This is a genomic window from Bradyrhizobium sp. 132 (assembly GCF_023074185.1).
In the GTDB taxonomy this organism is placed as follows: Bacteria; Pseudomonadota; Alphaproteobacteria; order Rhizobiales; family Xanthobacteraceae; genus Bradyrhizobium.
This window is the reverse complement of the sequence record NZ_JADPKY010000152.1, coordinates 1-14,147: the sequence shown is the minus strand read 5'-3', so window position 1 is coordinate 14,147 and position 14,147 is coordinate 1. Positions and strand designations below refer to the sequence as shown.

Annotated in this window: 15 protein-coding genes; 13 read left to right on the top strand and 2 right to left on the bottom strand. The window is 62.3% G+C overall.

Features of this window, described 5'->3' with window-relative positions:
• Positions 1-55: 55 nt before the first annotated feature.
• The 7 genes from IVA74_RS32390 to IVA74_RS32360 all read left to right on the top strand — a co-directional run bounded on the left by IVA74_RS32390 (position 56) and on the right by IVA74_RS32360 (position 8,485).
• A complete protein-coding gene (locus tag IVA74_RS32390) occupies positions 56-814 on the top strand; it encodes an SDR family NAD(P)-dependent oxidoreductase (protein ID WP_247351049.1) in 759 nt (252 codons plus the stop codon).
• A 206-nt stretch (positions 815-1,020) separates the two neighbouring features.
• Positions 1,021-1,827, top strand: a complete 807-nt coding sequence (locus tag IVA74_RS32385) for an enoyl-CoA hydratase/isomerase family protein (protein ID WP_247351047.1) — start codon at positions 1,021-1,023, stop codon at positions 1,825-1,827.
• 43 nt (positions 1,828-1,870) lie between these two features.
• Entirely contained in the window at positions 1,871-3,742 is a 1,872-nt protein-coding gene (locus IVA74_RS32380; protein WP_247351045.1) for an AMP-binding protein, read from the top strand.
• Positions 3,743-3,769: 27 nt separating this feature from the next.
• Positions 3,770-4,897, top strand: a complete 1,128-nt coding sequence (locus IVA74_RS32375) for an acyl-CoA dehydrogenase family protein (RefSeq protein ID WP_247351044.1) — start codon at positions 3,770-3,772, stop codon at positions 4,895-4,897.
• 132 nt (positions 4,898-5,029) lie between these two features.
• Positions 5,030-6,277, top strand: a complete 1,248-nt coding sequence (locus tag IVA74_RS32370) for an acyl-CoA dehydrogenase (protein WP_247351043.1) — start codon at positions 5,030-5,032, stop codon at positions 6,275-6,277.
• Positions 6,278-6,408: 131 nt separating this feature from the next.
• Positions 6,409-7,653: an acyl-CoA dehydrogenase gene (locus IVA74_RS32365; RefSeq protein ID WP_247351042.1), complete on the top strand. Its 1,245-nt coding sequence runs from the start codon at positions 6,409-6,411 to the stop codon at positions 7,651-7,653.
• A gap of 133 nt (positions 7,654-7,786) precedes the next feature.
• The gene (locus IVA74_RS32360) at positions 7,787-8,485 is read left to right on the top strand and encodes a nitroreductase (protein ID WP_247351041.1); all 699 of its coding nucleotides are present in this window, start codon (positions 7,787-7,789) and stop codon (positions 8,483-8,485) included.
• 112 nt (positions 8,486-8,597) lie between these two features.
• On the opposite strand, the gene IVA74_RS32355 is transcribed toward IVA74_RS32360, so the two are convergent.
• Positions 8,598-9,146 (bottom strand): sigma-70 family RNA polymerase sigma factor, encoded by a 549-nt coding sequence (locus IVA74_RS32355; protein ID WP_007597240.1) that lies wholly within the window; start codon positions 9,144-9,146, stop codon positions 8,598-8,600.
• Positions 9,146-9,376: a NepR family anti-sigma factor gene (locus IVA74_RS32350; protein ID WP_026232505.1), complete on the bottom strand. Its 231-nt coding sequence runs from the start codon at positions 9,374-9,376 to the stop codon at positions 9,146-9,148. The genes IVA74_RS32355 and IVA74_RS32350 overlap by 1 nt, the downstream gene beginning before the upstream one ends.
• Positions 9,377-9,597: 221 nt before the next feature.
• Between IVA74_RS32350 and IVA74_RS32345 the strand changes: the two genes are divergently transcribed.
• From IVA74_RS32345 to IVA74_RS32320, 6 genes are all read left to right on the top strand, one after another.
• On the top strand, positions 9,598-10,404 hold the full coding sequence (locus IVA74_RS32345; protein WP_247351040.1) for a response regulator: 807 nt from the start codon (positions 9,598-9,600) through the stop codon (positions 10,402-10,404).
• A gap of 160 nt (positions 10,405-10,564) precedes the next feature.
• Positions 10,565-11,164, top strand: coding sequence for a nuclear transport factor 2 family protein (locus IVA74_RS32340; RefSeq protein ID WP_247351039.1), 600 nt, complete (start codon positions 10,565-10,567; stop codon positions 11,162-11,164).
• 830 nt (positions 11,165-11,994) lie between these two features.
• Positions 11,995-13,164 (top strand): ABC-three component system protein, encoded by a 1,170-nt coding sequence (locus tag IVA74_RS32335; RefSeq protein ID WP_247351038.1) that lies wholly within the window; start codon positions 11,995-11,997, stop codon positions 13,162-13,164.
• A gap of 4 nt (positions 13,165-13,168) precedes the next feature.
• Positions 13,169-13,657, top strand: coding sequence for a three component ABC system middle component (locus tag IVA74_RS32330; protein ID WP_247351065.1), 489 nt, complete (start codon positions 13,169-13,171; stop codon positions 13,655-13,657).
• Entirely contained in the window at positions 13,657-13,986 is a 330-nt protein-coding gene (locus IVA74_RS32325) for a hypothetical protein (RefSeq protein ID WP_247351037.1), read from the top strand. Before IVA74_RS32330 ends, IVA74_RS32325 begins: the two co-directional genes overlap by 1 nt.
• A gap of 57 nt (positions 13,987-14,043) precedes the next feature.
• On the top strand, positions 14,044-14,147 hold a 104-nt coding region (locus IVA74_RS32320), incomplete at its 3' end, for a transposase (RefSeq protein ID WP_247340152.1).

The window sequence follows — 14,147 nt, the reverse complement described above, 5'->3', positions numbered from 1 at the left end:
TCCGGCCGGAACTCTTCAAGCCTAGAGAAGAAACGCCCAAGGAAAGGTAATCGCGATGCAGTTGAAAGACGTAGCCGTTCTCATCACCGGCGGTGGTTCGGGCCTCGGTGCCGCGACCGCCCGCGCCATGGCCGCCAAGGGCGCCAAGATTGGTGTGATCGACCAGAGCAAGGAAAACGCCGAGAAGGTCGCCGCCGAGGTGAAAGGCGTCGCGCTGCACGCCGACGTCACCAGCGAAGAGCAGATCAAAGCGGCGATCGCCAAGGCGGAGGCCGCGCACGGCGTCGCGCGCGTGCTGATGAACTGCGCCGGCATCGGCGGCTCGCAGCGCATCGTCGGCCGCGATGGCGTCTACCCGCTGGAAAAGTTTGCGCGCATCATCAACGTCAACCTCATAGGCACTTTCAACTGCCTGCGTCTGTTCGCCGAACGCCTGGTGACGATCGAGCCGGTCGGTGAAGAGCGTGGCGTCATCATCAACACGGCTTCCGTTGCGGCCTATGAAGGCCAGATCGGCCAGATCGCCTATGCTGCTTCGAAGGGTGGTGTCGTTGGTTTGACCCTGCCGGCGGCGCGCGACCTCGCCAGCCAGAAAATTCGCGTCAATACCATCGCGCCCGGCCTGTTCATGACGCCGCTGCTGATGGGCCTGAACGAAGAGGCCCGCAAGAGCCTGGGCGCCCAGGTGCCCCATCCCTCGCGTCTTGGCGATGCGAACGAATACGGCGCGCTCGCCGTGCACATGGTCGAGAACGCGATGCTCAACGGCGAGACCATCCGCCTCGACGGCGCCATCCGCATGGCGCCGCGGTAGCTCTTCTTCCTTCTCCCCTTGTGGGAGAAGGTGGCGCGCTTTGGAGCGCAATTGCGCTCCTGCGCGCGCCGGACGAGGGGTTTGCGTCCACGGAGACAAACCCCTCACCCAAGTGAACTCTGGACTCACAGCGTACATGCCCTCTCCCACAAGGGGAGAGGGCGTAGCAATCGGCACCGCGATCGGCGGCAAGCACGAGGCGCCTCATGTCCGAACCGCTGCTGATCGATCACCATGACGGCATCGACACGGTGACGCTCAATCGTCCTGAAAGCCTCAACGCGCTTGATCCGGCGCTGATCGACGCACTCAACGTTTACTTCCAGGGCCTCCAGCGCAACCGCGATACGCGCGTCGTGGTGCTGAAGGGTGCCGGCAGGAATTTTTGCGCAGGCCTCGATCTCAAGGCGGCGATGGCGCGTCGTGCCGGGCAGCAGGAGCCGCCCGGCGTCACCGAGTCGCTGGATTCGCAGCGGCGCATCGCCGACATCGTCATGCTGATGCGTCGTTGTCCGCAGCCGATCATTTCTCTGGTACAGGGCGCGGCGGCCGGCGGCGGTTTTGCGCTGGCGCTTGCCTCCGACATCCGCATCGCCACGAAGTCGGCCCGAATGAACTGCGCCTTCATCAAGCTCGGCCTCGGCGGCTGCGACATCGGCACCAGCTATTTCCTGCCGCGTCTCGTCGGTGTCTCCGTGGCCTCGGAGTTGATCCTCACTGGGCGCTTCATCGGCGCCGACCGCGCGCTGGCGGTCGGGCTGGTCTCCGAGGTCGTCGACGAGGACAAGCTCGATGACGCCGCCGAACCTTATGTCGACGCGATGATCACGGCGTCGCCCGTGGGCCTGCGCCTGTCCAAAGAATGCCTCAACATGAGCGTCGATGCCGGATCGCTGGAAGCCGTTATCGCGATGGAGGACCGCAACCAGGTCCTGTGCAGCCGCTCCGAGGAATTTTCGGAGGGCATCAGGGCCTTCCTTGAGAAGCGAAAGCCTGTCTATATCAAGCGCTGACAATGAAGATCCGTAAAGGACGAGAAATTCCGGGAGACGCAAAATGAGTGGGAATGCGGCGGCGGTGATGACGAAGCCCGCGTTTCGCAAGGTCGAGTGGCTCAAGCGCGACATCGACGTCGAGCGGCGCGGCGACGGCACTGTTGTGCTGAAGTCGCGCATTCCGCTGCAAGCTCACGAGACGCATATTCCGGCTTCGCTGGCGAAGTGGGCCAAGCAAGCGCCCGAGCGCATCTGGCTCGCGCAGCGCGGCGGTCCGAACCGCGAATGGCGCAAGGTGTCCTATGGCGAAGCCAAGCGCACGGTGGATGCGCTGACGCAGGGCTTGCTCAATCTCGCGCTCGACGGCCGCCCGGTTACGATCCTCTCCGGCAATTCGATCGAGCATGCGCTGATGACGCAGGCTGCGATGCAGGCGCGCGTCCCGGCCGCGCCGGTGTCGCCTGCCTACTCCTTGATGAGCCATGATCACGTCAAACTGAAATATCTGTTCGATCTGATCAAGCCCGCCGTGGTGATGGTGCAGGATGGCCCGACCTTCGAGAAGGCGCTGAAAGCGCTCGATCTCACCGGCGTCACCATCGTTCACGTCCTGCGGCCTTGCGACGGCATCAAGAGCGTCAGCTTTGCCGAGCTCGTGGCGACGCCCGTGACCGCCGATGTCGAAGCGTCGATCGCGAAGATCACGCCTGAGACCGTCGGCAAGCTGCTGTTCACGTCAGGCTCGACCGGCATGCCCAAGGCCGTCATCAACACGCAAGCGATGATGTGCGCCAATGCGGCGATGATGATGCAGGTGCGGCCGCGCGATCCCAGCGGTCCGATCTCCACCATGCTGGACTGGATGCCCTGGAACCACACCATGGGCGGCAATGCGGCGTTCCACCCGATCCTGGTCGACGGCGGCACGCTCTATATCGATGACGGCCGGCCGATGCCGGGCCAGTTCGAGGAGACGCTGCGCAATCTGCGCGAGATCTCGCCGACCTATTACGCCAACGTGCCGGCCGGCTATGCTGCGTTGGCAGCGGCCATGGAGAAGGACGATGCGCTGTGCCGCTCCTTCTTCAAGAACCTCTCGATCATGGCCTATGGCGGCGCGCGGTTGCCGGATGATCTCTACGATCGCATGCAGGCGCTCGCGGTGAAGACCACCGGCGAACGCATCGTGTTTTACACCGGCTGGGGCTCGACCGAGACCGCGCCGACCTCGACCGGCACCTATTGGGACACCGAGCGCGTTGGCCTGATCGGCCTGCCGTTCCCCGGCGTCGAACTGAAGATGGTGCCGTGCGGCTCGAAATACGAGCTGCGTCTGCGCGGCGTCAACGTCACGCCGGGATATTTCGGCCAGCCCGATCTCACCAGGAAGATGTTCGACGAGGAAGGTTTCTATTGTATCGGGGATGCCGGCATCTTCGTCGACGACGCCGATCCGGTGAAGGGCATCATCTTTGCCGGGCGCGTGGTCGAGGATTTCAAGCTCACCACCGGCACTTTCGTCCATGTCGGCTCGCTGCGCACGGATGCGATCGCGGCCGCGACGCCCGTCGTGCATGATGCGCTGATCGCGGGGCAGGATCGCGCATTCATCGGGCTATTGGCTTGGCCCAACCTGCATGCCTGCCGCCAGCTCGTCGGCAACCCCGACCTGAGTTTCGAGGATGCGGTGAAGCACCCCGAGGTGATCGCCTGCTTCCGGCGCGGACTGGAAGCACACAACCGGGAGTGCGAAGGCGCCGGCAGCCGCATCATCGCGCGCGCCATGCTGATGGCGGAGCCGCCCTCGATCGACGGCAACGAGCTCACCGACAAGGGCTACATCAACCAGCGCGCCGGCCTGGAGCGCCGCGTCGGGCTGGTGGAGCGGCTTTATGCCGACAAGCCCGACCAGGACGTCATCATTCTCAAGTAATCGACATCATCAACACGGGTACGCGCCATGAACTTCGATTTCTCCGACGACCAGAAGCAGCTCCGCGACCAGGCGCGCAAATTCCTCACCGAGAAATGCTCGCCCAAGGCGGTGCGCGCAATTCTCGACGGCAAGGCGCCGTATGACAAGGCGCTGTGGAAGGGCCTCGCCGAGATGGGCTTTCTCGGTGTCGCGATTCCCGAGGATTTTGGTGGTGCGGGCGCCGGTCATCTCGAACTTTGCGTGATCGCCGAGGAGATGGGCCGGGCCAATGCGCCGGTGCCGTTTTCCTCCACCGTCTATCTCGCCGCCGAAGCGCTGCTGATCGCGGGCAGCGATTCGCAGAAGAAAAAATGGTTGCCGGCGATTGCCTCCGGCGAGGCGATCGGCACGCTGGCGCTGTTCGAGGGCAAGGGCAATCCGTCGCCGAAGAACATCAAGCTGACGGCTGCGAACGGCGTGCTCAACGGTGTCAAGAAGCCGGTTGCGGATGGCGCGATTGCCGACTTCGCAGTGGTCGCGGCACGTACGGGATCGAGCGGACGCGATGGTGACATTGCCTTGTTTATTGTCGATCTCAAGGGCGGCGGCGTCGAGGTGAAGAATCTCACCAATCTCGATCCGACCCGCGGGCAGGCCGAGATCACTTTCAGGGATTGCAAGGCCGAGCCGCTCGGAGCCGCCGGCGAAGGGTGGAGCATCCTGACCCAGGTGCTGGACCGGGCCGCGGTGCTGTGCGCTTTCGAGCAGGTCGGCGGCTCCGACCGCGCACTGGAGATGGGCCGCGACTACGCGCTCGACCGCATTGCCTTCGGTCGCCAGATCGGTTCGTTCCAGGCCGTCAAGCACATGCTCGCCGATATGTATGTCTCGGCGACGCTGGCACGCTCCAACAGCTATTACGGCGCCTGGGCGCTCTCGACCAACGCAGGTGAATTGCCGGAAGCCGCCGCCGCCGCGCGCATCAGCGCGACGCAGGCGTTCCAGCACTGCGCCAAGAACAACATCCAGGTCCACGGTGGCATGGGTTTCACCTGGGAGTTCGACTGCCACATGTACTACCGCCGCGCCAACGCCATGGCGCTCGGGCTCGGCAGCCTGTCCTATTGGGAAGACCAGTTGATCGACCGCATGCGCAAGAAGAACGCGGCGTAGCCCACCGCTCGTGTCCCGGACGCGGCGCGAAGCGCCGCAGAGCCGGGACCCAGGGGCCGCAATGGACCCCGGATCTGCGGCGCACCACTTCGTGATGCGCAGCGTCCGGGGAACGAACCGAGAGATGAAATCATGAACTTCGAAGACACCCCGCAGGAGGCCGCATTCCGCGCCACCGCCCGCGCCTGGATCGCGGCGAACGCGCCGCAACAGTACGAGGACGAGCTGCGCAAATCCTCGCTCGGCCGCACCCAGCTCAAGAACGCCAACATCCTGGAAGTCGCAAAGGCCTGGCAGAAGAAAAAGGCCGACGCCGGCTGGGCCTGCCTGCATTGGCCGAAGGACTATGGCGGCCGCGGCTCGTCGCCGATCGAGCGCGTGATCTGGCAGCAGGAAGAGGGCCCGTTCGGCAAGCTGTCCGGCATGTTCATCATCGGCCACGGCATGTGCGGGCCGACCATGATGGCATTCGCGCGCGAGGAGCATAAGCGCAGCTATCTGCCGCCGCTCGCCTCCGGTGTGAAGGTCTGGTGCCAGCTGTTCTCCGAGCCGGCCGGCGGCTCCGATGTCGCAGGGCTTCGCACGCGCGCGGAGAGAGACGGCGAGGACTGGGTCATCAACGGCCAGAAGATCTGGACGTCGGGGGCGCATTATTCCGACTACGGCATTTTGCTCACCCGCACCGATCCCAACGTGGCCAAGCACAAGGGCCTCACCATGTTCTTCCTGGACATGAAGACTCCCGGTGTCGAGGTGCGGCCGATCAAGCAGGCCAGCGGTGCCTCCGACTTCAACGAGGTCTATTTCACCAACGTCCGCATCCCCGATCATCAGCGCCTTGGCGAGGTCAATGACGGCTGGAACGTCTCGCTGACGACGCTGATGAACGAGCGGATGTCGATCGGCGCCGGGGTCTCGACCGGCTTTCCGGAGCTGTTCGACTATTGCTCCAGCCTGATGCTCGACGACGGTCCCGCGATCGAGGACCGCGCGGTGCGCGCGAAGCTGGCGAACTGGGCGGTCAAGGCGAGCGGCCTGCGCTACACCAGCATGCGCGCGATCTCGGCGCTGTCGAAGGGGGAGCGGCCGGGGCCGGAAAACTCCATCGGCAAGCTGGTGGCGGGCTCCATGATCCAGGATGTCGCGACCTACGCGCTGGATTTGCAGGGCGCTGCCGGCGTGGTCAGTGGCCCCGAAGATGCCGAAGTCGCTGGCCGCTTCCAGGCGATGCTGCTGCGCGCGCCCGGCACCCGTGTCGAAGGCGGCACCGACGAGATCATGCGCAACATCATCGCCGAGCGGGTGCTGGGCCTGCCCGGCGACATCCGTGTCGACAAGGACGTGCCGTTCAACAAGATCCCGACCAAGGGAAGAAGCTGACCCTCATCCTGAGGAGCCGCGGAACGCGGCGTCTCGAAGGATGAAGGCCCATTGGGGCCTCGTGGTTCGAGACGGCGCTACGCGCCTCCTCACCATGAGGGACTAACACCGAGCAAGAACTGAGGTTCGCCATGAATTTCGATGACACCCCGCAGGAAGCCGCATTCCGCGAGACCGCGCGCAAATGGGCCGACGCCAACGCGCCGAAGGAGTTTTTGGCGGAGCTGTCAAAATCCTCGCTCGGCCGCATCCGGCTTGCACAGCACGACATCGTCGATGTCGGCAAGGCCTGGCAGAAGAAGAAGGCGGAGGGCAACTGGGCCTGTCTGCACTGGCCGAAAGAGTATGGCGGCCGCGGCGCCACGCCGATCGAGCGCGTGATCTGGCAGCAGGAGGAAGGCGTCTACGGCAAGCTGACCCAGCCGTTCCAGATCGGCGAAGGCATGTGCGGCCCGACCGTGATGGCGTTCGGCAGCGAGGACGCCAAGCGCCGCCATTTGCCGAAGCTCGCCGCGGGCGAGGAGATCTGGTGTCAGCTGTTCTCCGAGCCGTCGGCCGGCTCTGACGTCGCGGGCTTGCGCACGCGCGCGGAGAAGAAGGGCGACAATTGGGTCGTCAACGGCCAGAAGATCTGGACCTCAGGCGCGCACTATTCCGACTATGGCCTTTTGATCGCGCGCACGGATCCCAACGTGCCCAAGCACAAGGGCCTCACCATGTTCTTCCTGGACATGAAGAGCCCCGGCGTCGAGGTGCGCCCGATCAAGCAGGCCAACGGCATGCAGGAGTTCAACGAGGTCTATTTCACCGACGTCGTCATTCCGGACAGCCAGCGCCTCGGCGCCGTCGGCGAGGGCTGGAGCGTGTCGCTGACCACGCTGATGAACGAGCGCATGTCGATCGGCTCCCGGCTTGCGACCGGCGTTCCCGAGATGTTCGAGTTCTGCTCCAACCTGATGCTGGAGGACGGGCTCGCCATCGACGATCCCGCCGTACGTTCAAAACTTGCGAGCTGGGCGGTGAAGTCGAGCGGGCTGAAATACACCAGCTACCGCGCGATCTCGGCGCTGTCCAAGGGCGACAGGCCGGGGCCGGAGAATTCGATCGGCAAGCTGGTGTCCGGCATGATGCTCCAGGACATTGCGACCTACGCCATGGACCTCCAGGGCGCGGCCGGCGTTCTCACCGGCGTGGACGAGGAGACGGTGCAGGGCCAGTTTCAGCAGATGCTGCTGTCCTCGCCCTCGATGCGCATCGCCGGCGGCACCGACGAGATCTTGCGCAACATCATCGCCGAGCGCGTGCTGGGACTGCCGGGCGACATCCGCGTCGACAAGGACGTGCCGTATAACAAGATCCCGACGAAGGGGCGTTGATATCTCGTGTCCCGGACGCGCGACGCGCGAGCCGGGACCCAGGAGCCACGATGGACAGGCCACAATGGGCCCTGGCTCAGCGCCGCATCACTTCGTGCTGCGTCGCGTCCGGGGCACGAAAGCGAGCTAGGCAATGGACGCTAAAGTGAAACAAAACGACCGCATCGGCGTGCTCGAAGAGCTCCTCAACGAGCGCTATTCGGTGCGTGCCTTCCTGGCCAAAGACGTCGATCGCGCGACGATCGAGCATTTGCTGACCACCGCGCAGCGCACGGCGTCGTGGTGCAACAGCCAGCCCTGGCAGGTGATCATCGCCAGCGGCGAGGCCAGGGAGCGCTTCCGCAAGCTGATCTACGCGGAGGCATCCGGCGGGCTCGGCGACGATTATGACTTCACGCCGCCGCGCGAGTATGTCGGCGCCTATCTCGAACGCCGCCGCGAGAGCGGTTTTCAGCTCTACAACACGCTCGGCATCGTCAGGGGCGACAAGACGGCCTATGCGAAGCAGGCGCTGGAGAACTACAATTTCTTCGGCGCGCCGCATGTGGCCATCATCCACACCAACGAGCCGCTCGGCATCTACGGTGCGATCGATTGCGGCGCTTATGTCTCGAACTTCATGCTGGCCGCGCAGGCGCTCGGGGTCGGCACGATTCCGCAGGCGGCGCTGGCGCGCCACTCCGGCCTGATCCGCCGCCATTTCAACCTGCCTGATGACCGCCGAATCGTCTGCGGCATCTCGTTCGGCTATGCCGACAACGCCCACAAGGTCAACAGCTATCGCACCTCGCGTGCGAGCGTGGCCGAGACCGTAACCTTCGTGGACGAGTGACCGCCGCCACGCTACCCGCCATCCACAAGCCCGCATCAGGTTTTTCAGACGCGCGAAGACGGCCGCGGAAGCGGCCGCCTTCGTCTTGTTTAAGTCCGATTGACGCCCGCCGCTATCCGCCGCTGCCGCCGATCACAGCGCGGATGGTCTCGTCGGGCCCGAAATCCTCGGCACCGTCGACATAGAGCAGCGCCGCGAGCTTCGAGCGCGCGCGGTTGACGCGGCTCTTGATCGTGCCGACTGCGCAGCCGCAGATCGAAGCCGCATCCTCGTAGGAGAAGCCGGAGGCACCGACCAGGATCAGCGCTTCACGCTGGTCCTGCGGAAGCTTATCGAGCGCCGTGCGGAATTCCTCGAACTCGAGATGGGCGTTCTGCGAGGGCTGTGTCTTCAGCGTCTTGGCATAGTTGCCTTCGGCATCCTCGACTTCCCGCCGCCGCTTGCGATAGTCGGAGCGGAACAGGTTGCGCAGGATCGTGAACAGCCAGGCCGGCAGGTTGGAGCCGGGCTGGAACGAGTCGATGTTGGCAAGCGCGCGCAACAGCGTCTCCTGAACCAGATCGTCCGCGCGGTCCGCATTGCCGCTGAGCGAGATGGCGAACGCGCGCAGGCTGGGCACGGCCGCCAGAATGTCGTTACGCAGGGAGTCGGTGAGAGGCATCAATCCCTCCCATTGTTGTCGTTGGATCCGCCACCATTTTCTACTTGGGGTGTCGCTCCTGGCGCATCAAGCTTCTTGATGAGTTCCGCGAACCGGTCCGGAACGCCCTGCCGCACCACGTCGTCGTACATGGCGCGCAGCTGATGGCCGATCCGGGATTGGATTTCCGGAGTGAGCCCTCCTTTGCCGGGGGTCGTGCTTTTGCTTGCTTGAGACTTGAGATCTTTCATGACCTGTTCCACGTTTCCCCGAGTTAAGTGACTGTAAAATCGAGAAGTTCTCTCAACCGGGAGCCGTTCCCTGGATAGGCTCAATTCGAGCTGCGAGAAAAAGTTCCGCCCCGATGCGGAACTTTTCTCGGTCTGAAGCGTAATCAGCCCAGCAGGGGAACCCCGGGCCCCCCGCGTAACGTCTGCACGTCAAGGTCGGCCCGAAGATGAATGGAGTGGGGATGTCCCGTTCACAGCTTGTTGCTGAACACTTGCCTTTGCTGCGCCGATACGCACGCGCCCTGACGGGCAGCCAGTCATCCGGTGACGCCTATGTCGCAGCCATGTTGGAAGCCATGCTGGGCGATCCGTCGGTGCTCGACGAGAGCCACGGGCCCCGCGCCGGCCTGTTCCGGCTGTTCACCCAGATCTGGAATTCCGTTTCCGTCAACGACGATTCCGAGGTGACGAACCTGCCGATGCCGCCGGAGCGACGGCTGTCGAACATCACGCCGCTGCCGCGGCAGGCCTTTCTGCTGCTCTCGCTTGAGGGATTCTCGGAAGAGGAAGTCGGCTACATTCTCGGCACCGACGTCAGCGAGACGCGCCGGCTTGCGGATGCCGCAGGGCGCGAGATGGCCGTCGAGATCGCCACCGACGTGCTGATCATCGAGGACGAGACCTTCATCGCCATGGACCTCGAGAGCCTGGTGAAGAATCTCGGCCACAATGTCGTCGGCGTCGCCCGCACCCACGCCGATGCGGTCGCGCTGGCCAAGAACAAGCGGCCCGGCCTGATCCTCGCCGACATCCAGCTCGCCGACGGCTCGTCGGGCCTCGACGCCGTCAACGAGCTGCTCCGCACCTTCGAGGTGCCGGTGGTGTTCATCACCGCGTACCCGGAACGCTTCCTCACCGGCGAGCGCCCCGAGCCGGCGTTCCTGATCTCAAAACCGTTCCAGCCGGCGATGGTGTCGGCGGTGGCGAGCCAGGCCCTGTTCTTCCAGCGCAACTCCCGCAACCGCGCCCCGAAAGTACCGGCGGCGTAAGGAAGGCGCCTGCGCCCGGCATTTGACGACATCTGATCCGGCGTGCCGCAAGGTGCGCCGGATTTTTGTTGACCGGTTGCCGCGCTTGACGGCCGTCGAATTCGCCGCTCATACCTCGTGCAGCGGCCGTTGCAGCTGCAGTGCCATCGGAGACGTGTTCATGGACCAAGAACTCCTCGACCGCCTCGCCATCCGCGACCTCGTCGAGAATTGGGCGGTCTGGCGCGATGCCGGCGATTGGGAGCGTTTTGCCACCGTCTGGCACCAAGAGGGCTGGATGTCCGCCACCTGGTTTCAGGGGCCGGCGCGGGATTTCATGCGGGTTAGTCAGGAGGGGTTTGCCAAGGGCGTGCGCATCCTGCATTTCCTCGGCGGCACCAGCATCGACCTCGAGGGTGCGCGCGCCATCGCACAGACCAAGATGACCATCTCGCAGCGCGCGCCGGTCCACGACGTGCCCTGCGACGTCGTCTGCACCGGGCGCTTCTACGATTTCCTGGAGAAGCGGCAGCGAAAATGGGGCATCATCCGCCGCCAGCCGATCTACGAGAAGGACCGGATCGATCCGGTCGATCCCGCCGCGACACTTCAGCTCGACCAGAAAGCCCTCGCCGCGCTGCCCGAAGGCTACCGCCATCTCGCCTACATGCAGGAGCTGATCGGCTACAAGGTCAAGCGCGACATGCCCGGCCTGACCGGGCCTGAGGTCGAGAAGCTCTATGGCGAAGGGCGAGCGTGGCTGGCGGAAAAGGCGAAGTGAAGCCCAGACAGAAGTGAAGCCCAGACAAAAGTAAGGCGCGACTGGCATCACCACAGTCGCGCATTTCTAACAAAATATTGATATATATACATATTTTTGAGAACGGAGTTTACATGTCCTAAGTAATGCCCCAAACTATGTGAGAGGGCAGCGAGTGCGATATGGATCTCGCCTCTTCAAAGGGCCGCTTGGCCACGGTGTTCCGGCCGCGAGGAGACGCGCGAGTCGGAAGTCGCGTAAGGTCTCCGATGTTGGCGCGAATACTCCGGTTTGGCGGGGACTATCGACGGAGGTGGGTTGTATCAGCACTGCCGCCGGACTGCGGCGTTCGTTGAAGCGGTTCTCTCGCCTCGACTGGGAACGCTGGGAATAAGGCGGCTCGACCGCCACGCGACGGCGATAACCCCGATCGCTACGAAATGGACCGGATTAAAATCCTATCCCCACAGCCAAATCATGTTGCGGCGGGTTGCTGCGATCAACGGGTCTACGACTCCGCCCAGCTCATAAACTTCCGCTGGAAGGCTTGCCCAAAATGGACGAGGACCACGGTCGAGAAGTAGCAACTGCCAGACAGGATTGAACTGTAACGACTAGCAGCTTTCGTACTGAAATGCTGAGGTTTTTCGCCTCGCCGGTCTGACTTGTGTATCAGCGGTGAGTGCAGTTGTCACCCCCCAGCTCTGGCGTCTACCGGCGTATGGTCCTGCGCCGGCCCCTTTGCGGTGCGATTTCATTGCGTGAGTTCAGTGAATAAGACCAATTAATGCGTGTGTCCGTGGGAACTTTCCGACTAAATATCTGATCTGCCTGCGCTGGATAGTCCCGAGATGAACATCCCACTTAAGGCGTCGAAATACAGCGCCCCAGGGCAATACCTTGGTTACGCATTGCAGCCGCTCCGGCTCTGCTACCATTTGCTTCAATGTCCGCCCGGTGCACATGTTTCAATGGAGCATAGCGAGGATGTTGCCGTCCACTATTCGAACGGCTTCCAATTGCTTGAGCAGGACAAGAGCGCACTCAAGCAAAATCCAATCTCGGACTGGGCAGACGATCTTTGGAAAACAATCGCCCACTGGCTTAAGGGTATTAAGACAGGTGAAATCGACCCGGCCCAAACGGCCTTTCGCATCTACGTCACTCCCGCTCACGAGGGCGAGATAGCTGCGGCACTCAGCGCCGCGACCACTCTGGAACAAGTTCGTGATCTAACGGCTCAGATTCGAGCGACGCTTTCTAAGAGGCGAAAGCCTCGGAGCTGTCAGGCTCACTTACAAGAATTTTTAGATTCCTCAGACGAAGAGCGCTTCGCTCTCATTAGCCATCTTGAGATCGACAGCAGAGACAACGATCCGGTCGTAGCTTTGCAGTCGGTACTCGCCTTGGCTGTTCCTGAGCAGTTGATGCAGCGTGTGTGCCGATATCTTCTAGGAAATGCGAAGGACAGGGCCGACCGCCTCATAAGGGAGGGAGGACCTGCGGTTATTTCGGGTGACGAGTTCAAGAGAAACCTTCAATCCTTCATGAAGTCGAACAATTTACCCGGCTATTTGAGGTCCCTCTCTGGCCCTCCTGAGGCTGCGCAGGTTGGAGCGGTCATCTCGACGCGTCCCACGTTCATTCGCCAATTGGAACTGATCGAAGCACAGGATGAGCAATTCGTCCGTGCAACTAGCGACTTTCTTCGTACATCTGCTGACAAAGCATTGTGGGCCGAGGCCGGTGATATTTTTGAAGGGGAGTTGGGTGGCTGGGATGAAGACCTCGTGCGGCGACATGAGTTCATTCGTGGTGAGATCGCCGACACCCATGCGGGTTCCAGCCCGGAGGCGAGGGGACGTCTAACCTACAATCGTTGTGGCGGGGCTCAGGTGTCGCTGGCTGGTCGAGAGGTGCCCGGCCATTTCGTTCATGGCAGCTTCAACGCGCTTGCCGATGATTGCCGTGTAGGTTGGCACCCCGACTACCGAGAATTGCTAAGCGACGAGGGAGAGTAGCTTGGTGGAGTCGGGAAGGCTGAGCGAACTGCAAATAGTTCAGAACCCATCGTTGGGGAGCTATCTGATTTGGCAGTTTGGCCTAGGCTTCCAAGCAGAAGACAGTCAGCGAAGTAGCTTTCTACTTCCATTCTTAGTTCTTCCTCTGCTGCTTCATAAGCCAACTTTGGAATTGGTCGTGTCAACTCGTAAGTCGTCTGGGTTAGCGCTATTTGCTGCCAAGCTGGGCGAACAGCATGAAAATCTGCTTGCGGTCCATAGTCGCGCGTTGGCACTTCGCGAGCTTTCTCTTCAATCCATCGCTATTGCCGCTAACCGTGGACTAGTCACTATCGACTACGAAGGCTATTTTCGTTCGAACTCTCCCGAGAAGAAACCCCCAGTTCTTCCAGAGAGAATCCGAGCGATGCCGCCCGCTGCGCAGAAGATCGGCTCTTGGTTTTCCAGAATGTCAGTTCACCAAATTGCATCAACCCTTCGAGTTCAGTTCTGATGTACTTTCAAATCCTCCGTCTTATTCTCTGGCCGAGAGCGCCCGGCGAGCCTCGCATCGTCAAGTTTGAGAAGGGCATCGTAAATGTGATCAGCGGTTCGTCGAAAACAGGCAAGTCGGCGGTCATTCCTATTATCGACTACTGTCTTGGTGCGGATAAGTGCGCCATTCCAGTTGGTGTGATCCGCGAAAGCTGCTCATGGTTCGGCATACTCATTGAAACGCTTGAAGGGCAGAAACTCTTAGCTCGGCGCGAACCGGGCGAGCATCAACGAACGGGCGATATGTTCGTTCTTGATGGCGTCGAGGTCCAAATTCCCAATCAATGAGCTGCACCCGGTTCCGAAGACACCAAGTTAGGTGTTTTATGGAGCAGGAGGTGCGTCATGGAGAGAAGGCAGTTTACGCGGGAGTTCAAGCTTGAGGCCGTGCGGCTGATCAAGCAGCGCGGCGTGTCGTATGCGCAGGCGTCCAAAGACCTTGGTATTCA

Coding starts and splice junctions, on each gene's coding strand:
- IVA74_RS32385 (WP_247351047.1), top strand. CDS start 1,021: ATGTCCGAACCGCTGCTGATCGATCACCATGACGGCATCGACACGGTG.
- IVA74_RS32380 (WP_247351045.1), top strand. CDS start 1,871: ATGAGTGGGAATGCGGCGGCGGTGATGACGAAGCCCGCGTTTCGCAAG.
- IVA74_RS32370 (WP_247351043.1), top strand. CDS start 5,030: ATGAACTTCGAAGACACCCCGCAGGAGGCCGCATTCCGCGCCACCGCC.
- IVA74_RS32375 (WP_247351044.1), top strand. CDS start 3,770: ATGAACTTCGATTTCTCCGACGACCAGAAGCAGCTCCGCGACCAGGCG.
- IVA74_RS32345 (WP_247351040.1), top strand. CDS start 9,598: ATGTCCCGTTCACAGCTTGTTGCTGAACACTTGCCTTTGCTGCGCCGA.
- IVA74_RS32325 (WP_247351037.1), top strand. CDS start 13,657: ATGTACTTTCAAATCCTCCGTCTTATTCTCTGGCCGAGAGCGCCCGGC.
- IVA74_RS32340 (WP_247351039.1), top strand. CDS start 10,565: ATGGACCAAGAACTCCTCGACCGCCTCGCCATCCGCGACCTCGTCGAG.
- IVA74_RS32335 (WP_247351038.1), top strand. CDS start 11,995: ATGAACATCCCACTTAAGGCGTCGAAATACAGCGCCCCAGGGCAATAC.
- IVA74_RS32365 (WP_247351042.1), top strand. CDS start 6,409: ATGAATTTCGATGACACCCCGCAGGAAGCCGCATTCCGCGAGACCGCG.
- IVA74_RS32350 (WP_026232505.1), bottom strand. CDS start 9,376: ATGAAAGATCTCAAGTCTCAAGCAAGCAAAAGCACGACCCCCGGCAAA.
- IVA74_RS32355 (WP_007597240.1), bottom strand. CDS start 9,146: ATGCCTCTCACCGACTCCCTGCGTAACGACATTCTGGCGGCCGTGCCC.
- IVA74_RS32360 (WP_247351041.1), top strand. CDS start 7,787: ATGGACGCTAAAGTGAAACAAAACGACCGCATCGGCGTGCTCGAAGAG.
- IVA74_RS32390 (WP_247351049.1), top strand. CDS start 56: ATGCAGTTGAAAGACGTAGCCGTTCTCATCACCGGCGGTGGTTCGGGC.